This is a genomic window from Vibrio sp. HM8-C (assembly GCF_058630515.1).
Window position 1 is genome coordinate 191,397 of the sequence record NZ_JBMMKS010000001.1, and the last position, 15,998, is coordinate 207,394.

The 15,998-nt window shown below is 41.5% G+C and carries 15 protein-coding genes; 6 read left to right on the forward strand and 9 right to left on the reverse strand.

Going from position 1 to position 15,998, the window contains the following annotated elements; all coding sequences use genetic code 11:
• Positions 1-134: 134 nt before the first annotated feature.
• Complete coding sequence (locus ACOSVQ_RS00865) at positions 135-1,286, forward strand: 2-octaprenyl-3-methyl-6-methoxy-1,4-benzoquinol hydroxylase (protein WP_491980724.1); 1,152 nt, start codon at positions 135-137, stop codon at positions 1,284-1,286.
• Positions 1,287-1,421: 135 nt separating this feature from the next.
• On the opposite strand, the gene crr is transcribed toward ACOSVQ_RS00865, so the two are convergent.
• From crr to cysZ, 5 genes are all read right to left on the reverse strand, one after another.
• Positions 1,422-1,931 carry a PTS glucose transporter subunit IIA gene (gene crr, locus ACOSVQ_RS00870; RefSeq protein ID WP_042486447.1) on the reverse strand — a complete coding sequence of 170 codons (510 nt, stop codon included), beginning with the start codon at positions 1,929-1,931 and terminating at the stop codon, positions 1,422-1,424.
• Between the two features lie 105 nt (positions 1,932-2,036).
• Positions 2,037-3,761: a phosphoenolpyruvate-protein phosphotransferase PtsI gene (gene ptsI / locus ACOSVQ_RS00875; protein ID WP_491980725.1), complete on the reverse strand. Its 1,725-nt coding sequence runs from the start codon at positions 3,759-3,761 to the stop codon at positions 2,037-2,039.
• A gap of 140 nt (positions 3,762-3,901) precedes the next feature.
• Positions 3,902-4,159, reverse strand: coding sequence for an HPr family phosphocarrier protein (locus tag ACOSVQ_RS00880; protein WP_102940220.1), 258 nt, complete (start codon positions 4,157-4,159; stop codon positions 3,902-3,904).
• 296 nt (positions 4,160-4,455) lie between these two features.
• Positions 4,456-5,424, reverse strand: coding sequence for a cysteine synthase A (gene cysK / locus ACOSVQ_RS00885; protein WP_491980726.1), 969 nt, complete (start codon positions 5,422-5,424; stop codon positions 4,456-4,458).
• 170 nt (positions 5,425-5,594) lie between these two features.
• Positions 5,595-6,338 carry a sulfate transporter CysZ gene (gene cysZ, locus ACOSVQ_RS00890; RefSeq protein ID WP_491980727.1) on the reverse strand — a complete coding sequence of 248 codons (744 nt, stop codon included), beginning with the start codon at positions 6,336-6,338 and terminating at the stop codon, positions 5,595-5,597.
• A gap of 238 nt (positions 6,339-6,576) precedes the next feature.
• Here cysZ and zipA point away from each other — a divergent pair, with 238 nt between their 5' ends.
• From zipA to cueR, 5 genes are all read left to right on the forward strand, one after another.
• Positions 6,577-7,446, forward strand: coding sequence for a cell division protein ZipA (gene zipA, locus ACOSVQ_RS00895; protein ID WP_491980728.1), 870 nt, complete (start codon positions 6,577-6,579; stop codon positions 7,444-7,446).
• 64 nt (positions 7,447-7,510) lie between these two features.
• Complete coding sequence (gene ligA / locus ACOSVQ_RS00900) at positions 7,511-9,520, forward strand: NAD-dependent DNA ligase LigA (protein ID WP_491980729.1); 2,010 nt, start codon at positions 7,511-7,513, stop codon at positions 9,518-9,520.
• Between the two features lie 487 nt (positions 9,521-10,007).
• Positions 10,008-11,096 (forward strand): porin, encoded by a 1,089-nt coding sequence (locus tag ACOSVQ_RS00905; protein ID WP_491980730.1) that lies wholly within the window; start codon positions 10,008-10,010, stop codon positions 11,094-11,096.
• Positions 11,097-11,169: 73 nt separating this feature from the next.
• A complete protein-coding gene (locus ACOSVQ_RS00910) occupies positions 11,170-11,916 on the forward strand; it encodes a YccT family protein (protein ID WP_491980731.1) in 747 nt (248 codons plus the stop codon).
• A gap of 62 nt (positions 11,917-11,978) precedes the next feature.
• Positions 11,979-12,383: a Cu(I)-responsive transcriptional regulator gene (gene cueR / locus ACOSVQ_RS00915; RefSeq protein WP_491981105.1), complete on the forward strand. Its 405-nt coding sequence runs from the start codon at positions 11,979-11,981 to the stop codon at positions 12,381-12,383.
• Positions 12,384-12,435: 52 nt separating this feature from the next.
• On the opposite strand, the gene ACOSVQ_RS00920 is transcribed toward cueR, so the two are convergent.
• From ACOSVQ_RS00920 to ACOSVQ_RS00935, 4 genes are all read right to left on the reverse strand, one after another.
• A complete protein-coding gene (locus ACOSVQ_RS00920; RefSeq protein ID WP_491980732.1) occupies positions 12,436-12,885 on the reverse strand; it encodes an NfeD family protein in 450 nt (149 codons plus the stop codon).
• The gene (locus ACOSVQ_RS00925; RefSeq protein ID WP_491980733.1) at positions 12,882-13,811 is read right to left on the reverse strand and encodes an SPFH domain-containing protein; all 930 of its coding nucleotides are present in this window, start codon (positions 13,809-13,811) and stop codon (positions 12,882-12,884) included. The genes ACOSVQ_RS00920 and ACOSVQ_RS00925 overlap by 4 nt, the downstream gene beginning before the upstream one ends.
• Before the next feature lie 156 nt (positions 13,812-13,967).
• Entirely contained in the window at positions 13,968-14,822 is an 855-nt protein-coding gene (locus tag ACOSVQ_RS00930; protein WP_491980734.1) for a co-chaperone YbbN, read from the reverse strand.
• A gap of 345 nt (positions 14,823-15,167) precedes the next feature.
• Positions 15,168-15,995 carry an SDR family oxidoreductase gene (locus tag ACOSVQ_RS00935; protein ID WP_491980735.1) on the reverse strand — a complete coding sequence of 276 codons (828 nt, stop codon included), beginning with the start codon at positions 15,993-15,995 and terminating at the stop codon, positions 15,168-15,170.
• Between the last annotated feature and the right edge of the window lie 3 nt (positions 15,996-15,998).

The window sequence follows — 15,998 nt, forward strand, 5'->3', positions numbered from 1 at the left end:
AAATCTCTTAAATCCTTTGCTACATATGGCTTTTTACCCTGTTAAGTCTAAGGTTTTGTGACGAAAACGTTCGCAAAAAAAGTGCTGTTCCGTACAATAAGCGACGTTAATAAATAGAGAGAATAGTTGGAAAGATGAACGATTTTGACGTTGTTGTGATTGGTGGTGGCATGGTTGGCGCCGCAGCTGCAATTGGCTTTGCAAAACAAGGGCGAAGAGTGGCTGTTGTCGAAGGCGCAAAGCCAGAAGAGTTTGAACCAACTCAAGCGATGGACGTTCGTATTTCTGCTATCTCGCAAACGTCGGTAGATTTACTGGATTCACTCGGTGCTTGGCAAGGTATTGAGACGATGCGTGTTTGCCCCTATCGCCGTCTTGAAACATGGGAACACCCTGAATGTCGAACTCGTTTTTCTGCTCAATCATTAGGGTTAGAGCAGCTAGGCTACATGGTTGAAAATCGAGTCATTCAATTGGGCTTATGGGGCTGTATGGATACGTACACAAACATTACCTTGTTTTGCCCAGATAAGTTATCAAGCATTCGCTTTTGCGAGAGAAATTCAGTCGAACTGCAATCAGGTACGACACTAACGTGTGATTGGGTTATTGGCGCAGATGGTGCTAATTCTCAAGTTCGTGCCATTGCTAATATTGGTGTAACTGCTTGGGATTATCGCCAATACTGCATGTTGATTAATGCTGAAACGGAAAAAGGGCAGCAGGATATTACTTGGCAACAGTTTTTCCCATCGGGCCCTCGCTCATTCTTACCGCTTAGTGGTAATCAAGCTTCTCTAGTTTGGTATGATTCACCGAGTCGCATTAAACAGCTAAACATGATGACCAATGAGCAACTACGAAAAGAGATATTGACACATTTCCCACAAGAGTTAGGTGATATTAAAGTTCTGCAAAAAGGTTCCTTTCCTCTGACGCGTCGCCACGCTCAAACTTACGTGAAGAATCAATGTGTATTGGTTGGCGACTCTGCGCATACCATTAATCCGTTAGCAGGGCAGGGCGTTAACTTAGGCTTTAAGGATGTAGCAACGTTATTGAATTGCACGGCTTCTTTGGACGAGTTGACAATAAGTGCATTCAGACGTTACGAGCGAAAAAGACGTCCCGATAATTTGTTGATGCAAACCGGCATGGATTTCTTTTACAAAACGTTTAGTAACGATATTGCGCCTCTGAAGTTTGTACGAAATGCCGCTTTAAAACTGGCTGAGCAAGCAGGCCCAGCGAAAGAACAAGTATTGCGTTACGCATTAGGGCTTTAACTTGTAAGGACCTCTTTAGACGGTTCGGTGTCGTAAAGACGAAATTACCAAACGCAAGATACAAAAAACGCTGCACTAGGCAGCGTTTTTAGATTCAACTAACTATTTTTCTTGCGAGTTAATGTCTCTTGCGAGTTATTTAGTTACTCGAAGAACGGCAGTTTCACCAACAGAAACAGTACCAGAAAGCTTGTTCAGCTCTTTGATTTCGTCCATGTTAGAAATAACAACTGGAGTTAGAGTAGATTTCGCTTTCTCTTCTAGTAGAGCTAGATCGAATTCGATGATAGTGTCGCCCACTTTCACAGATTGACCTTCTTCAGCGATACGTTTGAAGCCTTCGCCTTTCAGTTCTACAGTATCGATACCGAAGTGAACGAATAGTTCTACACCGTCGTCAGACTCGATAGAGAATGCGTGGTTAGTTTCGAAAATCTTACCGATAGTACCATTTACTGGAGCAACCATTTTGTTACCAGATGGTTTGATAGCGATACCGTCGCCAACGATTTTCTCAGCAAACACGACATCTGGCACGTCTTCGATATTTACGATTTCACCAGAAAGTGGTGCGATGATTTCAATTGCACCAGCGTCAGCGCTGTCATCAGAGACTAGCTTTTTCAGTTTGTCAAACAGACCCATTGTGTCATGCTCCTAACGTTTTAAAATATTCTGTCGAAGTATAGTATACCAATCAAAAACAATAGACGACTACTTTTAGTCGTCTAAATCATTGGTATTCACAGATTATTGTGTTTTCTCTGCGATGAATTTTTCAACACATGCTTCGATTTCAGCAGCTGTTGGTAGAGAAAGCGCTTCCTCTGCCATTGCTTTAACTTCTGCGAAGTTAGAGTTGCGAACAACTTTCTTCACTTTAGGGATTGAGATGCCGCTCATTGAGAACTCATCTAAGCCCATACCTAGTAGCAGAAGTGTTGCACGCTCATCACCAGCAAGCTCACCACACATACCAGTCCATTTACCTTCTGCATGTGATGCATCGATAACTTGTTTGATAACAGTTAGTACTGCTGGAGATAGTGGGTTGTAAAGATGAGAAATCATCTCGTTACCACGGTCAACCGCTAGCGTGTACTGAGTTAAATCGTTAGTACCGATAGAGAAGAAAGATACTTCTTTCGCTAGGTGGTGTGCAATTGCAGCAGCAGCAGGCGTTTCAACCATTACACCAATTTCGATGTTTTCATCGAACGCTAGACCTTCTTCACGAAGCTCTGCTTTGTATTCTTCAATCGCTTCTTTAAGAGCACGGATCTCTTCAACAGAAATGATCATTGGGAACATGATACGTAGCTTACCGTGTGCCGATGCACGTAGGATACCGCGTAGCTGGTCACGTAGAATTTCACGACGATCCAAACTGATACGTACTGCACGCCAGCCTAGGAACGGGTTCATCTCTTTTGGAAGATCCATATATGGAAGATCTTTGTCGCCGCCGATATCCATAGTACGAATAATAACTGCTTGACCTTCCATTGCTTCTGCAACTTCTTTGTAAGCTTGATATTGTTCTTCTTCAGTTGGAAGTGCTGTACGGTCCATGAATAGGAACTCTGTACGGTACAGACCAACGCCTTCACCACCGTTACGTAGGATGCCGTCACAGTCTTTCACTGTACCGATGTTACCGCATACTTCTACACGGTGACCGTCTAGAGTTTCAGCATGAAGGTCTTTAAGTTTCGCTAGCTCTTCTTTTTCAGCTACGAAAGCTTGTTGTACTTTTTCTGCATCAGCTAATTCTGCAGCAGTTGGATTAACAAAGATTTTGTTGTTAATCGCGTCAAGAACGAGCATGTCACCGTTCTTAACTTTCTTAGTGATATCGTTTGTGCCCACAATCGCAGGTAGTTCTAGAGAACGAGCCATGATTGATGTATGAGAAGTACGACCGCCGATATCACATGCGAAACCTAACACGTAATCAAGATTGATTTGTGCTGTTTCAGATGGAGTTAGGTCGTTAGCGACTAAAATAACGCGCTCATTAATGTTAGCTAGAGAAACTACATTAATTCCTAGTGCGTTTTTAACGAAACGAGAGCCGATATCACGGATATCTGTTGCACGTTCTTTTAAGTATTCGTCGTCAAGCGATTCTAAAGCTGCTGCTTGCTCTTCGATAACTGTGTAAATCGCGTTATCCGCAGACAACTTATCGTTTTTGATGAGTGCTAAAATTTCTTCTTCTAGCTCTTCATCTTCAAGCAACATGATGTGGCCTTCAAAGATGGCTTCTTTCTCTTCGCCAAACGTTTCAAGCGCTTTTTGCTTGATAACTTCTAACTGTGCAGAAGATTTATTGCGAGCGTCATAAAAACGAGCAACTTCAGCTTCTACCTGATCGTCAGAAATGGTGTTTGTATTTAGGACAATTTCATCTTCTTGAAGTAGTAGTGCTTTACCGATAGCAATACCTGGAGATGCTAGGATACCTGAAATCATAGCTTTACCTTAAATTGGTCAACTGTAAACGGGAGATAAATGGACGCAGGCGCTAAAGATATTTTTAGCTTATTCTTTGAATAATATCCAACAAAGCCACTTTGCGTGGACAAAATGGCTTTGAATAGGAATAGACCTGATTAGTGAAGTTGGTCCATTAGTGCTACTAGGTGGTCAACAGCTTGTTGAGCTTGAGGACCTTCTGCAGAGATAGTTACTACAGTACCTTTAACAAGGCCTAGTGTTTGAAGCTTGAATAGGCTCTTTGCACTAGCACTTTTGCCGTTAGAAGTTACAGTGATATCCGCATCGAAAGCTTTAGCTTCTTTTACGAATTGTGCTGCTGGACGAGTGTGAAGACCGTTTTCTGCAGTAATTTCTACTTTCTTCTCGTACATGTGATATACCCCAATAATTTATTTTTTGTAAGTTTATTAACCAGTTTTAGCTTAACCGTAGAACTGCGTTTCTGCTAGAAGAGTAACGCGCTTTTCGTGTTAGAACTGATACTGATCTAAAATTCGTCAATCGTATTCCCTGTGAGTGGGCAGTTACCATTGAACTGGAATTTTTAGCGCTTCTTTATTTTGAAGCTAAAAATAAAACAGGTTGATATTACCAAAGGTAGAAATAGGGTCAACAAAAAAGCCCCTTAAAGGGGCTTTTTTAGCGGAAAAATTGATTTAACCACATATTACTGCTGGATTTCTTTTTCCGTAAAAATGCCTGCGAATAGAGCTGTACTTAGGTAACGTTCACCAGAGCTTGGTAGTACGGTTACAATTGTTTTTCCTTCAAATTCAGGTAGTTCAGCCAAGCGATTAGCTGCTACAACTGCTGCGCCTGAAGAAATGCCAGCAAGAATACCTTCCTCTTCCATTAGACGACGAGCCATCTCAATTGCTTCTTCAGAAGTCACTGTTTCAACGCGGTCAATTAGGTCTAAATCTAGGTTGCCAGGGATGAAACCCGCGCCAATACCTTGGATTTTGTGTGGAGCAGGTTTAATTTCATCACCAGCTAGAGCTTGAGTGATAACTGGAGATTCAGCCGGTTCAACTGCAACAGAGATAATTGCTTTACCTTTCTCGCCTTTAATGTAACGGCTTGTACCAGTCAGCGTACCACCCGTACCAACACCCGCTACGAATACGTCTACTTGACCATCTGTAGCTTCCCAGATTTCAGGGCCAGTAGTCTTTTCGTGGATTTGAGGGTTTGCTGGGTTATTGAATTGTTGTAAAAGCAGATATTTTTCTGGGTTACTAGCAACGATTTCTTCTGCTTTAGCAATAGCGCCTTTCATGCCTTTAGCAGCTTCAGTTAGCTCAAGGTTTGCACCTAGTGCTTTAAGTAGCTTACGGCGCTCTAAGCTCATTGATTCAGGCATAGTTAACGTAAGCTTATAGCCACGAGCTGCAGCAACAAACGCAAGAGCAATACCAGTGTTACCACTTGTTGGTTCTACTAGCTCAACGCCAGGTTTAAGTAAGCCTTGCTTTTCTGCTTCCCAAATCATGTTCGCACCGATACGGCATTTAACACTAAAGCTTGGGTTGCGAGATTCAACTTTCGCCAATACTTTTCCTTTGCTGACTTTATTTAGTCGAACTAGAGGTGTGTTACCAATAGTTAGAGAGTTGTCTTCGTAGATTTTGCTCATTGTTATATTCCTTCATTGCGCATGTTTGGGTATCGGTAAGACGATACGTTAGCGGATACGAAAAGAGCATATGTGCTCACTTGAAAAGGTAAAAGGATTAAATCGTTATATCTTATAGATAGAAGAGATCTTTCAGCACTTTACCTATTTCAGTTGATGATATTGCCGTATTAACTTTTGTAGTTACGTTTGAACTCATTAACCCACATCGCTGTTGCGCCACATACGGCAACAGGCATAACGATTAGATTAATAATAGGTATTGTTGTCAGAAAGGCGACCAGAATACCGAAACCATAGGCTTTGCTCTGTTTTTGTTTCAAACTGTTTCTCATGTCCTGAAACGAAATTTTATGGTTATCAAACGGGTAGTCGCAGTATTGAATTGCAAGCATCCAAGCTGTAAAGATAAACCAAGCAAAAGGCCCTATGGTTTGTCCAACCGCCGGAATTAGTAACAGGATAAATAAGCCAATAGCTTTCGGTAATACATAAATCAGCTTACGCCATTCTCGAGCCATGATACGTGGAACGTCTTTAACGAAATCTAATACATTGTCATCGTTAATTTTTTCCCCAATTAGCTTTTGTTCTACCTTTTCAGCAAGCAATCCATTGAACGGCGCGGCAATAAAGTTCGCTAATGTACTAAAAAAATAAGAGAAGGTTGCCAGAATCGTTAGTACTAGCAGTGGCCATAGAATGTAACTAAGCCAAGAAAGGAAGCTTGGAATGTGTCCCATCCAACTATTTATCCATTCATCTAAGTGTATGAAAAGATAATATAAGGCTCCGCCTACTAATAATATGTTAGCCAACAGTGGTAGAATCACAAAGCGTCGAATGCCGGGAGAGACCGCCAGCTCGAATCCGTAAAAAAAATATCTCAAGCCTGAACGCTGTTTCAATTGCATAGCTTAATCCGTGTCTTATAAAAGTGTCATAAGGGTGAGTATTCTATTGTAACTAAGCCAATTCAGAATGAAAGAATGCTAAAAATCACATTGTTATCTCAACTTATAACATTAAGTTGTTCTAAATCGGGGTAGAGTTTTGGTAGAGTATCCCGATATAAGAAATTTTGCCTCTGGTTGACGTTCTTCGAAAGCGTGAAATTCAGGACATCAAAAATCGAGAAGCCGAGAGTTTAAGATGCAGGAATTGCGATTCGTACTGATTATTGTTGGCGCGCTAGCGATAGCCGCTTTGCTGTTTCATGGTCTTTGGACCAGTAAGAAAGAAGGGAAATCTAAGTTTGGTGATAAACCCCTTGGTAAACTAGATGTCGAGCAAGAAGATTTAGTACCATCGCGTGCATTTGCTCCGGAAGACGATTACGAAATCATTCGTAAGGATCGCAAAGAACCTGATTTTGGTTTGTCTGAAGCAGCACCAAAAGAAGATCCACTGATTTCTGATTACGAACCAATGGTTGAAAGCAATGTCACTATTGAATCTGTAGAGGAAGAGCCGGAGCTAGAAGTTCCATCTATGATTGTCGAAAAAGCAAATGATGGTATAGATGTTGCTGCTGCTGTTAAGAGTGATGCTCAGTCAGAAGTAAATGAAAAAGAACATCAGTCATCTCAACCGGATGAAATGGAAGTGATCGTTCTAAATGTTCATTGTGCAGGTAATGAACCGTTTGTTGGCACTAAGCTGTTCGATAGCATGCAGCAAAACGGTTTATTGTACGGTGAAATGGATATTTTCCATCGTCATGCTGACATGTCTGGAACAGGCAAAGTGTTATTCAGCGTTGCTAATATGATGCAACCAGGGACTCTGAAGCATGATGATCCAGCAGAGTTTACAACTAAGGGGATTTCATTCTTTATGACTTTGCCTTGTTTCGGTGATCCTGCTCAGAACTTCAAGTTGATGTTGAAAACAGCGCAACAAATCGCAGATGATTTAAGCGGTAACGTACTGGACGATGCTCGTAACATGATGACTCCCGATCGATTAGATGCTTACAGAAAACAAATTCAAGATTTCAAGATGAAAGCTGCTCAGCAGTAAGTGAACAGTTATTATTAAAAGGCTCCAAGTCGGAGCCTTTTTTCATGATTCGAGAGAATAAGAAATGCAAAACGTAGAGCAAAGGCTAAAAGAACTAAGAGAAACGCTTCATATACATGCGGTTCGCTATTACGTTGAAGATGACCCGACGATTCCTGATGCAGAATACGACCGCTTGATGCGCGAGTTACTCGACTTGGAAGAAGCTAATCCAGATCTTGTGACTGCCGATTCACCAAGTCAGCGAGTAGGTGGGATGCCGTTAAGCGGTTTTGAACCCGTTGCTCACGAAATCCCCATGTTGTCTTTGGACAATGCGTTTGATGATGATGAGTTAAATGCTTTTAACCGCCGAATGGGTGATCGCGTTCCTGCCGCAAAGCAAGCTGCATTTTGTTGTGAACCTAAGCTAGATGGACTTGCAGTGAGTTTGCTATACGAGAATGGTGTTCTAGTTCGAGCCGCAACCCGAGGTGATGGATCTACAGGTGAAAACATCACAGAAAACGTTCGTACAATAAAATCAATACCTTTAAAACTGCAAGGAGAGTCTTGGCCGCAACGTATCGAAGTGCGCGGTGAAGTATTCATGCCAAAAGCGGGCTTTGACAGAATGAATGAGCAGGCTGTTAAGAAAGGTGAAAAGGTATTTGTTAACCCGCGAAATGCTGCTGCGGGAAGTTTACGCCAATTGGATTCGCGAATTACTGCAAAGCGACCACTAGCTTTCTACGCATACAGTGTTGGTGTTATTGAAGGCGGAGAGCTGTCATCTAGTCATTATGATCGCTTTATCCAGCTAAAAAGCTGGGGGCTGCCAATGTGTCCTGAAACGAAGCGAGTTGCGTCGTTGGATGATGTCAAAGCTTACTATCAAGATATTTTGACGCGCAGGGCAGACCTACCATACGAAATTGATGGTGTGGTTATCAAACTAGATGACGTCATGTTGCAGGAACAGCTTGGCTTTGTTGCGCGTGCTCCTCGCTGGGCAATTGCCTATAAGTTTCCAGCTCAGGAAGAGATGACCACTTTAAATGATGTTGAGTTTCAGGTTGGACGAACTGGGGCGATAACCCCAGTAGCTAAACTCGATCCCGTCTTTGTCGGCGGAGTTACAGTGAGTAATGCGACGCTACACAATGCTGATGAAATTGAGCGCCTCGGAGTCAAAATTGGTGATACTGTCATCATTCGCCGTGCAGGGGATGTGATACCTCAAATTGTCTCTGTGGTTGAAGAAATGCGCCCTGCAACAGCTCGTGACATTCTTTTCCCTGTGGTATGCCCAGTCTGCCAGTCTGCTGTTGAGCGTGTGGAAGGGGAAGCTGTTGCTCGTTGTACTGGTGGTTTAGTTTGCCAAGCACAGCGTAAAGAAGCTCTTAAACACTTTGTGTCTCGCAAAGCAATGGATGTTGATGGCTTAGGTGACAAAGTTATCGAACAACTGGTAGATAAAGAGATGGTGGTTACACCAGCCGATCTATTCAAGTTGCGCGCTGGTGAACTAACAATTTTAGAGCGCATGGGGCCAAAATCTGCACAAAACATCGTCGATGCACTTGATAAATCCAAACAAACAACGTTACCTCGTTTCCTGTATTCGTTAGGGGTTCGAGAGGTCGGTGAAGCAACTGCTCTGAACTTAGCTCAATATTTCTCAAACTTGGACGCGATAATTAAAGCTAGCGTTGAACAGCTGATTGAAGTACCGGATGTAGGTAATGTGGTAGCAAATCATATTTATAGTTTTTTTGCTCAAGAGAAAAACAGAAAAGTTATTCAAGAATTAATTGAACTTGGTGTTGAATGGCAAGATATCGAGCCTAAAGGAGAGGATGTTCCTCAACCGCTAGCGGGTAAGATAGTTGTTCTAACTGGTTCTCTATCACAGCTTTCTCGTGGTGATGCAAAGGCAGCGTTACAAGCTTTAGGCGCTAAAGTTACGGGTAGTGTTTCTAAGAACACGGATATTCTTTTTGCAGGTGAAGCGGCTGGCTCAAAACTGGCGAAAGCTCAAGAGTTGGGTATTGAAATTCGTGATGAACAAGATTTATTAGACTTAATGAAGTAGATTCGTTTGGTTTAAAAAAGCCTCTTCAGGAAACTGTCGAGGCTTTTATTTTACCCGTAAAATAACTTTAAACATATTCGTCACAAACTACGTTTATTCCGTCAATTCTTCGAGTGTAAGCAATTGTATCGATTGTGCCATTTGTTTGGAAATATGCGATTTATTTCACTTTACTTGAAATTACTATTTTTTAACTATTTGATTTTTATATTTTTTATTGATTGTTTTTATTTTTATGTTTTAGATTGAGATCTCGGTCACTTACTTGGTTAAAGTTTGCTCGAGTTCATATTTTTTTAGTCGAAAATTAAGTTCTCATTGATGTTTTACTCCATAAAGTTAGTCTAGTTACATGAATGTATTCGTACATTCAGAGTTTTTAGAGCGAGTTGAATCGCATTTAAGCTCGGAAAATAAGTCTTCTCTTCGGCGGCCAACTTAAGAGAGACGAAACAAACAGCTATGTCTATTTTTTAGGAGTTTTTCCATGGAAAAAGTATTTAAACGCACACTTATCGGTGCGGCAGTCGCTATCGCTTCTGTTTCAGGTTCAGCTAACGCAGCAGTACAACTTGCTGGTGATGCCGTTCAGTTTTACGGTCAAGCTGCTGGTTTTATGATCATGGGCGACGACAGTGATACTCAAAGTGCTGGTGCAGTAATTGAGTCTCGTGTTGGTTTTCGTGGTGTCGTAGAGTTTGAAGATTTCTCTCCAAACTTTATTTGGCAGATTGAAGGCGGCAATGCTGATAACGGATCTAAGTCTGGTCAGCTAGGTGCTCGTGATACATATCTAGGTCTTGATTTTGATGGTTTCGGCCAATTTAAATTTGGACGTCAATTGGTAGCTGCATACAACTATGTAGACTGGCCACACTCAAACCCAGGTCTTGGTAATGTTTTTGACTGGAACAACGACCTAGGCGTTTCATATAAAGATCGTTCTGATAACACATTCCGTTTTGATTCAGCTAACTGGGGCGGTTTTGGCTTGCAAGCAACTTTGAGTGGTATGGAGCAAGATACAGACCGAGTGGTTAGTAGCATTGCAGCGTCATTCTCTAAAGACCTATTTAGCTTGCATGCGGGTTACTACCATCGTGGTGAATACCAGTCTAAGGAAGATGAGCAATCTAAATATATCATCGACCAAGATACTGGTAACTTAATTGCTAACCCTGACTATGTCGCTGGTGGTGCTACAGTTACTAACTACGCACATAACTATGCCATTTTGGGCGGTAGTGTTTTCCTAGGTGATGTAACGCTTACTGCTGCATATAAAGCAATGGAAACAGATTCAGCATCAGGTACCGTTAGCCAAAATGCGTTATCTGCTACAGCACAGTATATCTTAAATGGTAAGTGGGTATTCAAAGCTGGTTACTCAGCTACTGATGACGCTGATGGTAAAGATAACTCTGGTGATACCGCAATTACAGCTCGTCTAGGTTACATTCTTCCAAGTGCTTATATGTACATCGATTCTCGTAACTATAAGATGAATACAGCTAAGAATGAGTATGATGGTGACTGGGCAAATTATGTTTTAGTTGGTATGGAATACTACTTCTAAATAAGTAAGAAATAATTAATTAAACACACGAGCATCTGGCTAAGATGCTCGTTTTTCTTAGGAGAGATCATCAATGAGAGTATTAGGAAGTATCCTTTCGGTTGGTGCGCTGATAGCTTCTTGTAATGCGATTGCACAAGTTGAAGTAAGGTTGCATAGAGATGTTGCACCGTTAGTCATTCAAGATAAAGAAGTGGGCTTTTCTCTTAAGAAAAAGGACACAATTTTGTTACCCAATGGTACTAACCAATTAGTCATCCGAATTGAAAAATTAGTTGAGCACCTTGGTGAACGAGAGAAATTTAACTCAAAACCTGTAGTGGTAACTTTTGACGCTCAAGACAGCGTTGTAAATATCGAACCGATAAGTAGCATTAGTCAAAGAACTCAAGCTGAAGAGTTTGATAAAAATCCGAAATTTCAAATCAGTGCAGTTAGTGGCAAGATAGAAAAAAATACTCAAGGCGTATTGCATGCATCTAATGGTTTAACTCGTGATTATTTGAAAGAGTTAGCGTCATATAACAAAGAGAACAACATCCAGATTGCATCTACTGATGCAAACGTTGAATCAAAATTTCACTCAGTGGATTCACGGAAAAGCGAGTCCAAACAGATAGACATGGTTCAATACTGGTTCAATGAGGGTTCAGCGGAAGATAAAAAACAGTTTGCTGATTGGGCATTTAGCCAAAGAACATCCGTGACTAGCATGATTCAAACTGAGAGCAAACCAGTTGAAATGATGGCTTATTGGTATGATAAAGCCGATAAAACCGAGAAGTCTGAAATCTTATCTTGGTTGATCCGTCAGGAGTAATTGCTATTTAGTGTAATTAAAGGCATGGTTTGTCTGTGTCTTTAATTATTATCAGTTTAACCATGAACATCAGTGAAGTTTCCAAATTGACTGGTCTGACGGCAAAATCGATCAGACTTTACGAAGAAAAGGGGCTCATTAAGCCGCCGCATAGGCTGGACAATGGATATCGCGATTATACTCCCCAGCATGTAGATGATCTCAATCTGATTGCTCGATGTAAGGGCGTAGGATTTAGTCTTGATGAATGCAAAGCGATGCTTAATCTAGCAAATGACCCCGAACGAAGTAGCTCTGCGGTAAAAGAAAAAGCTCAACAGAAACTCAGAAATGTTGAGTTAAAACTCAAAGAACTCACAGTGATCAAACAGCAACTCGAAGTGTGGATTCAGGAATGCCCTGGCGATGAAGGAAGTGAATGTCCGATCATTGATGACTTAAAAGGACACTGCTGCCATACAAAATAAAGCAAGCCGATAGGCTTGCTTTATTGGCTTTCTAAGGAGGCTAATTAGTCGTTCAAATTGGTTCGACTTTCACAACAATACCATCAACATGAACCACCTTTACTCGAGTTCCTGCTTGCAAAGGTGTATCACACTCTGCCGTCCAAGTCGTATCACCAAGCGTCAAACGAAATTGTCCACCATCGACATCCTCTTCGACTACAGAGGTTCGTCCAATCAACTGTTTATCTTTCTGATTCAACTCTCGGTGAGCATCATCTTGCTTGTCTGTTGAAAGCTGTTTTCTCCACCACAACCAAGTGGTAATAAGCGAGAAGCTCGCAAATGAAATCCACTGTAGTTGCAAGCTAATCGGCAAGAAAGCGACAACTACTCCGACGATCAGTGCTGATATTCCGAGCCAAAGAAAATAACCTGCGGTACCTAGTAGCTCTACTGCTAACAGACATAAGCCTAAAGCTAACCAGTGCCAATGGTTAAGCTCAGATAATAATTCAATCAAGAATTAGCCTCTTTTTTGTTGGTTTGTTTAAACATTTCGGCAATACCTGTGACAGAGCCCATTAAACCAGTCGCTTCTAACGGTAGCATAATGATTTTCCCATTTTCTGCCTGACCAATGGCTTTAAGTGCTTCAGTATAACCTTGTGCAATGAAGTAATTTACGGCTTGCATATCGCCTTGTGCGATCGCTTGAGAAACCATTTCTGTCGCTCTGGCTTCGGCTTCTGCTGCACGCTCACGAGCTTCTGCTTGCAATATTGCCGCCTGCTTTTCACCTTCAGCTTTTAAGATCTCAGACTGCTTTTGACCTTCTGCTTTAAGTATTTCTGCTTGGCGAACACCTTCGGCTTCGAGAATAGAAGCACGTTTCATACGCTCAGCTTTCATTTGAGCATTCATCGCTTCTGTTAGGTCTGTTGGTGGTTGAACATCTTTGATTTCGATACGTGTAACTTTTACACCCCAAGGGTTGGTTGCTTGGTCAACAATAGCCAGTAGTTTTGTGTTGATCATGTCACGCTGACTGAGCATTTCATCCAGTTCCAAAGAACCAAGCACTGTACGCATGTTGGTTAAAGTTAGGTTGCGAATTGCGTTTTCTAAGTCATTAACTTCATACGCGGCTTTTGCCGCATCGATAACTTGTACGAAGCAGACTGCGTCGATAACCACATTCGCGTTGTCTTTACTGATGACTTCTTGCGCCGGAATATCAAGTACTCGTTCCATCATGTTGATTTTACGACCAACTTTATCGATGAATGGAATGATGATGTTGAGGCCCGGTTTTAAACTATGGGTGTAGCGACCGAATCGTTCTACCGTCCAGTTATTTCCTTGTGGAACGGTTTTTACTGCTGAAAAAATAAATACGATGACAAGAAAAACAAACACACCGATAGCAATGAGTGAATCAAAAGCCATAACATGTCCTTATTAAGTGAATTATGTAATTAGGGTGTATTGCCCTGAGAAGCAGTGTGTCTTATAGCGTCAAAATGAACAATATTTGGTCATCTGTTTTGTAGGAAAGTTCAGAAAAAAGGCAGGTGTAATTAACCTGCCTATTTATAGTAGTAGTTAGTAAAGTAATGAGTACAGTTGGCGACGATATTTGCTTGCGATGCCGTTGCTTTGTCCGATGGCACTTAGGATATCCATGAATGTCTTTTTCATGTCGCCATCAAGTGTGTTTAAATCGGATTTGAGGTAACGCCATAATAGCTCTAGCGCCTCTTCATCTCGTTTTACATGGTGGTACTGTGTGGCGAGCTCAACAGCGATTTTTGCGTCAGTTGGGTTTGCTGATAATGCAGTCTCTAGGGCTTGAATTTCTAGGCTATTTGCCGCTTGGTCATGCAGTTCAAGCTTTGCCATTAGACTTTTATAGTAGCTATCTTGATACTCTAATGGAATTGACTCCAGTTCAGCTTTAGCTGCTTCAATTTGTCCCGTCTCAATAAAGCAATCAGCAAGAGCAAGTTTCACATCACCTTTACGTTTCAGGTCTTCCGGTAGCCCTAACAGAAGCGGAAGAGCTTGCTGATGCTGCTGAGTTTGCATTAACTCTAATGCTTGATTGAAGGTCATTTCATCTTGACTAGGCAAATGACGATTCAGCATCTCTTTTACGGCTTCTATAGGTTGAGGCCCACCGATGCCATCTACAGGTTGCCCATTGATAAACAGGGCGATGGTAGGTAAAGCCTGTACACCAAATTGAGCGGCAATAGCTTGTTCATCCTGACAGTTGAGCATTGCTAATGTGAAAACACCACTGTATTGCTGTGTCAGTTGTTGAAGTGCAGGGATCATCTGTGCGCTTTCTTGACTTACTGGCGCCCAAAAATAAAACAGGATGGGAGTTGATGCTGAACTTTCAAGTACCTGACGGAAATTCTGTTGATTTACGTCGACGATATAGGGTGACTGCATGGACATTCCTTATAGCAACTGCAATTTGAGCACTAATATAATGAACTTGAAATGGGGGCAGAATATAGAAATTCAAGTATTTAATCACTGGCAAATACCTTGCTATAGAAGCAAAAAAACCACCCAGAGGTGGTCTTTTTGCTTCTATAGCAAGGTATTAGAGCGTCACGATTACAATGAGTGCAATACAAATACCAAGCCAATTACACTGGTTTAATGTCATAGATGAACTCAACATACCTAACTCAATACGAATAACTTGCTTAATATCTGCGCAGTATTCACGGTGAATGTTGCGAATAAATGACAATTCACTCGGTAATGAAAATATTTTTAATTTATTCTCTATGCCGCTTTGTACAGCAGCTTATCAAGCATCGAACTTGGTAGAATTCTCTTTAAAACAGCCGCAACTTTGGTCGGAGTGGTTATGCGATAACGCACTTTTGGTTTCGCAGACTCCAAAGCATGAATCAAAGAGGCAAGACAGGCTTCCGGTGGTAATACAAAAAGATTGTTAGATGTCTCTTTACTCAAACGAGCTAGCTGGGCTTCATATTCAGAAAAATGAACACTTTCTTCGATCTTTATCCACTGCTTAAAAGCTCGTAAACCGTTCGCTCTAAATTGAGTTTCTATAGGGCCTGGTTCAATGATGCTAATTTTGATATTGGTATTTCTGAGCTCTAGACGAATCGTGTCTGTCCATCCTTCTAAAGCAAATTTCGAAGTATTGTAAGCCCCACGGTATTTCATCGCCGCAAAACCTAAAATAGAGCTATTTTGGACAATTCGTCCAAATCCCTGTCGGCGAAAGTGAGGCAATATGGTAGTTGTCAGTGTGTGCCAACCAAATAAATTAGTTTCAAGTTGTTGACGTAAAGCTTGCGTCGGTAAATCTTCTAAAGCTCCCGGCTGACCATAGGCTCCATTGTTAAACAATGCTGAAAGCTTGTGGTTAGATAGTTCTAGTGCTTGTTCGACACCGAGTTTGATGCTCTCGTCATCGGCCAAATCTATTTGAATGCAGGTTAACCCTTCACTGATGAGTCTTTGAACATCTTCTTCCTTTCTACATGATGCAATAACTTGATAGCCTCGATTGTGTAGGGCATGAGCTGCCATGTATCCAATCCCCGAAGAGCAACCTGTAATCAATATTGAATGCGTCATGTT

Coding starts and splice junctions, on each gene's coding strand:
- ACOSVQ_RS00930 (WP_491980734.1), bottom strand. CDS start 14,822: ATGCAGTCACCCTATATCGTCGACGTAAATCAACAGAATTTCCGTCAG.
- ACOSVQ_RS00880 (WP_102940220.1), bottom strand. CDS start 4,159: ATGTACGAGAAGAAAGTAGAAATTACTGCAGAAAACGGTCTTCACACT.
- zipA (WP_491980728.1), top strand. CDS start 6,577: ATGCAGGAATTGCGATTCGTACTGATTATTGTTGGCGCGCTAGCGATA.
- ACOSVQ_RS00865 (WP_491980724.1), top strand. CDS start 135: ATGAACGATTTTGACGTTGTTGTGATTGGTGGTGGCATGGTTGGCGCC.
- cysK (WP_491980726.1), bottom strand. CDS start 5,424: ATGAGCAAAATCTACGAAGACAACTCTCTAACTATTGGTAACACACCT.
- cueR (WP_491981105.1), top strand. CDS start 11,979: ATGAACATCAGTGAAGTTTCCAAATTGACTGGTCTGACGGCAAAATCG.
- ACOSVQ_RS00905 (WP_491980730.1), top strand. CDS start 10,008: ATGGAAAAAGTATTTAAACGCACACTTATCGGTGCGGCAGTCGCTATC.
- ptsI (WP_491980725.1), bottom strand. CDS start 3,761: ATGATTTCAGGTATCCTAGCATCTCCAGGTATTGCTATCGGTAAAGCA.
- crr (WP_042486447.1), bottom strand. CDS start 1,931: ATGGGTCTGTTTGACAAACTGAAAAAGCTAGTCTCTGATGACAGCGCT.
- ACOSVQ_RS00925 (WP_491980733.1), bottom strand. CDS start 13,811: ATGGCTTTTGATTCACTCATTGCTATCGGTGTGTTTGTTTTTCTTGTC.
- ACOSVQ_RS00910 (WP_491980731.1), top strand. CDS start 11,170: ATGAGAGTATTAGGAAGTATCCTTTCGGTTGGTGCGCTGATAGCTTCT.
- ligA (WP_491980729.1), top strand. CDS start 7,511: ATGCAAAACGTAGAGCAAAGGCTAAAAGAACTAAGAGAAACGCTTCAT.
- ACOSVQ_RS00935 (WP_491980735.1), bottom strand. CDS start 15,995: ATGACGCATTCAATATTGATTACAGGTTGCTCTTCGGGGATTGGATAC.
- cysZ (WP_491980727.1), bottom strand. CDS start 6,338: ATGCAATTGAAACAGCGTTCAGGCTTGAGATATTTTTTTTACGGATTC.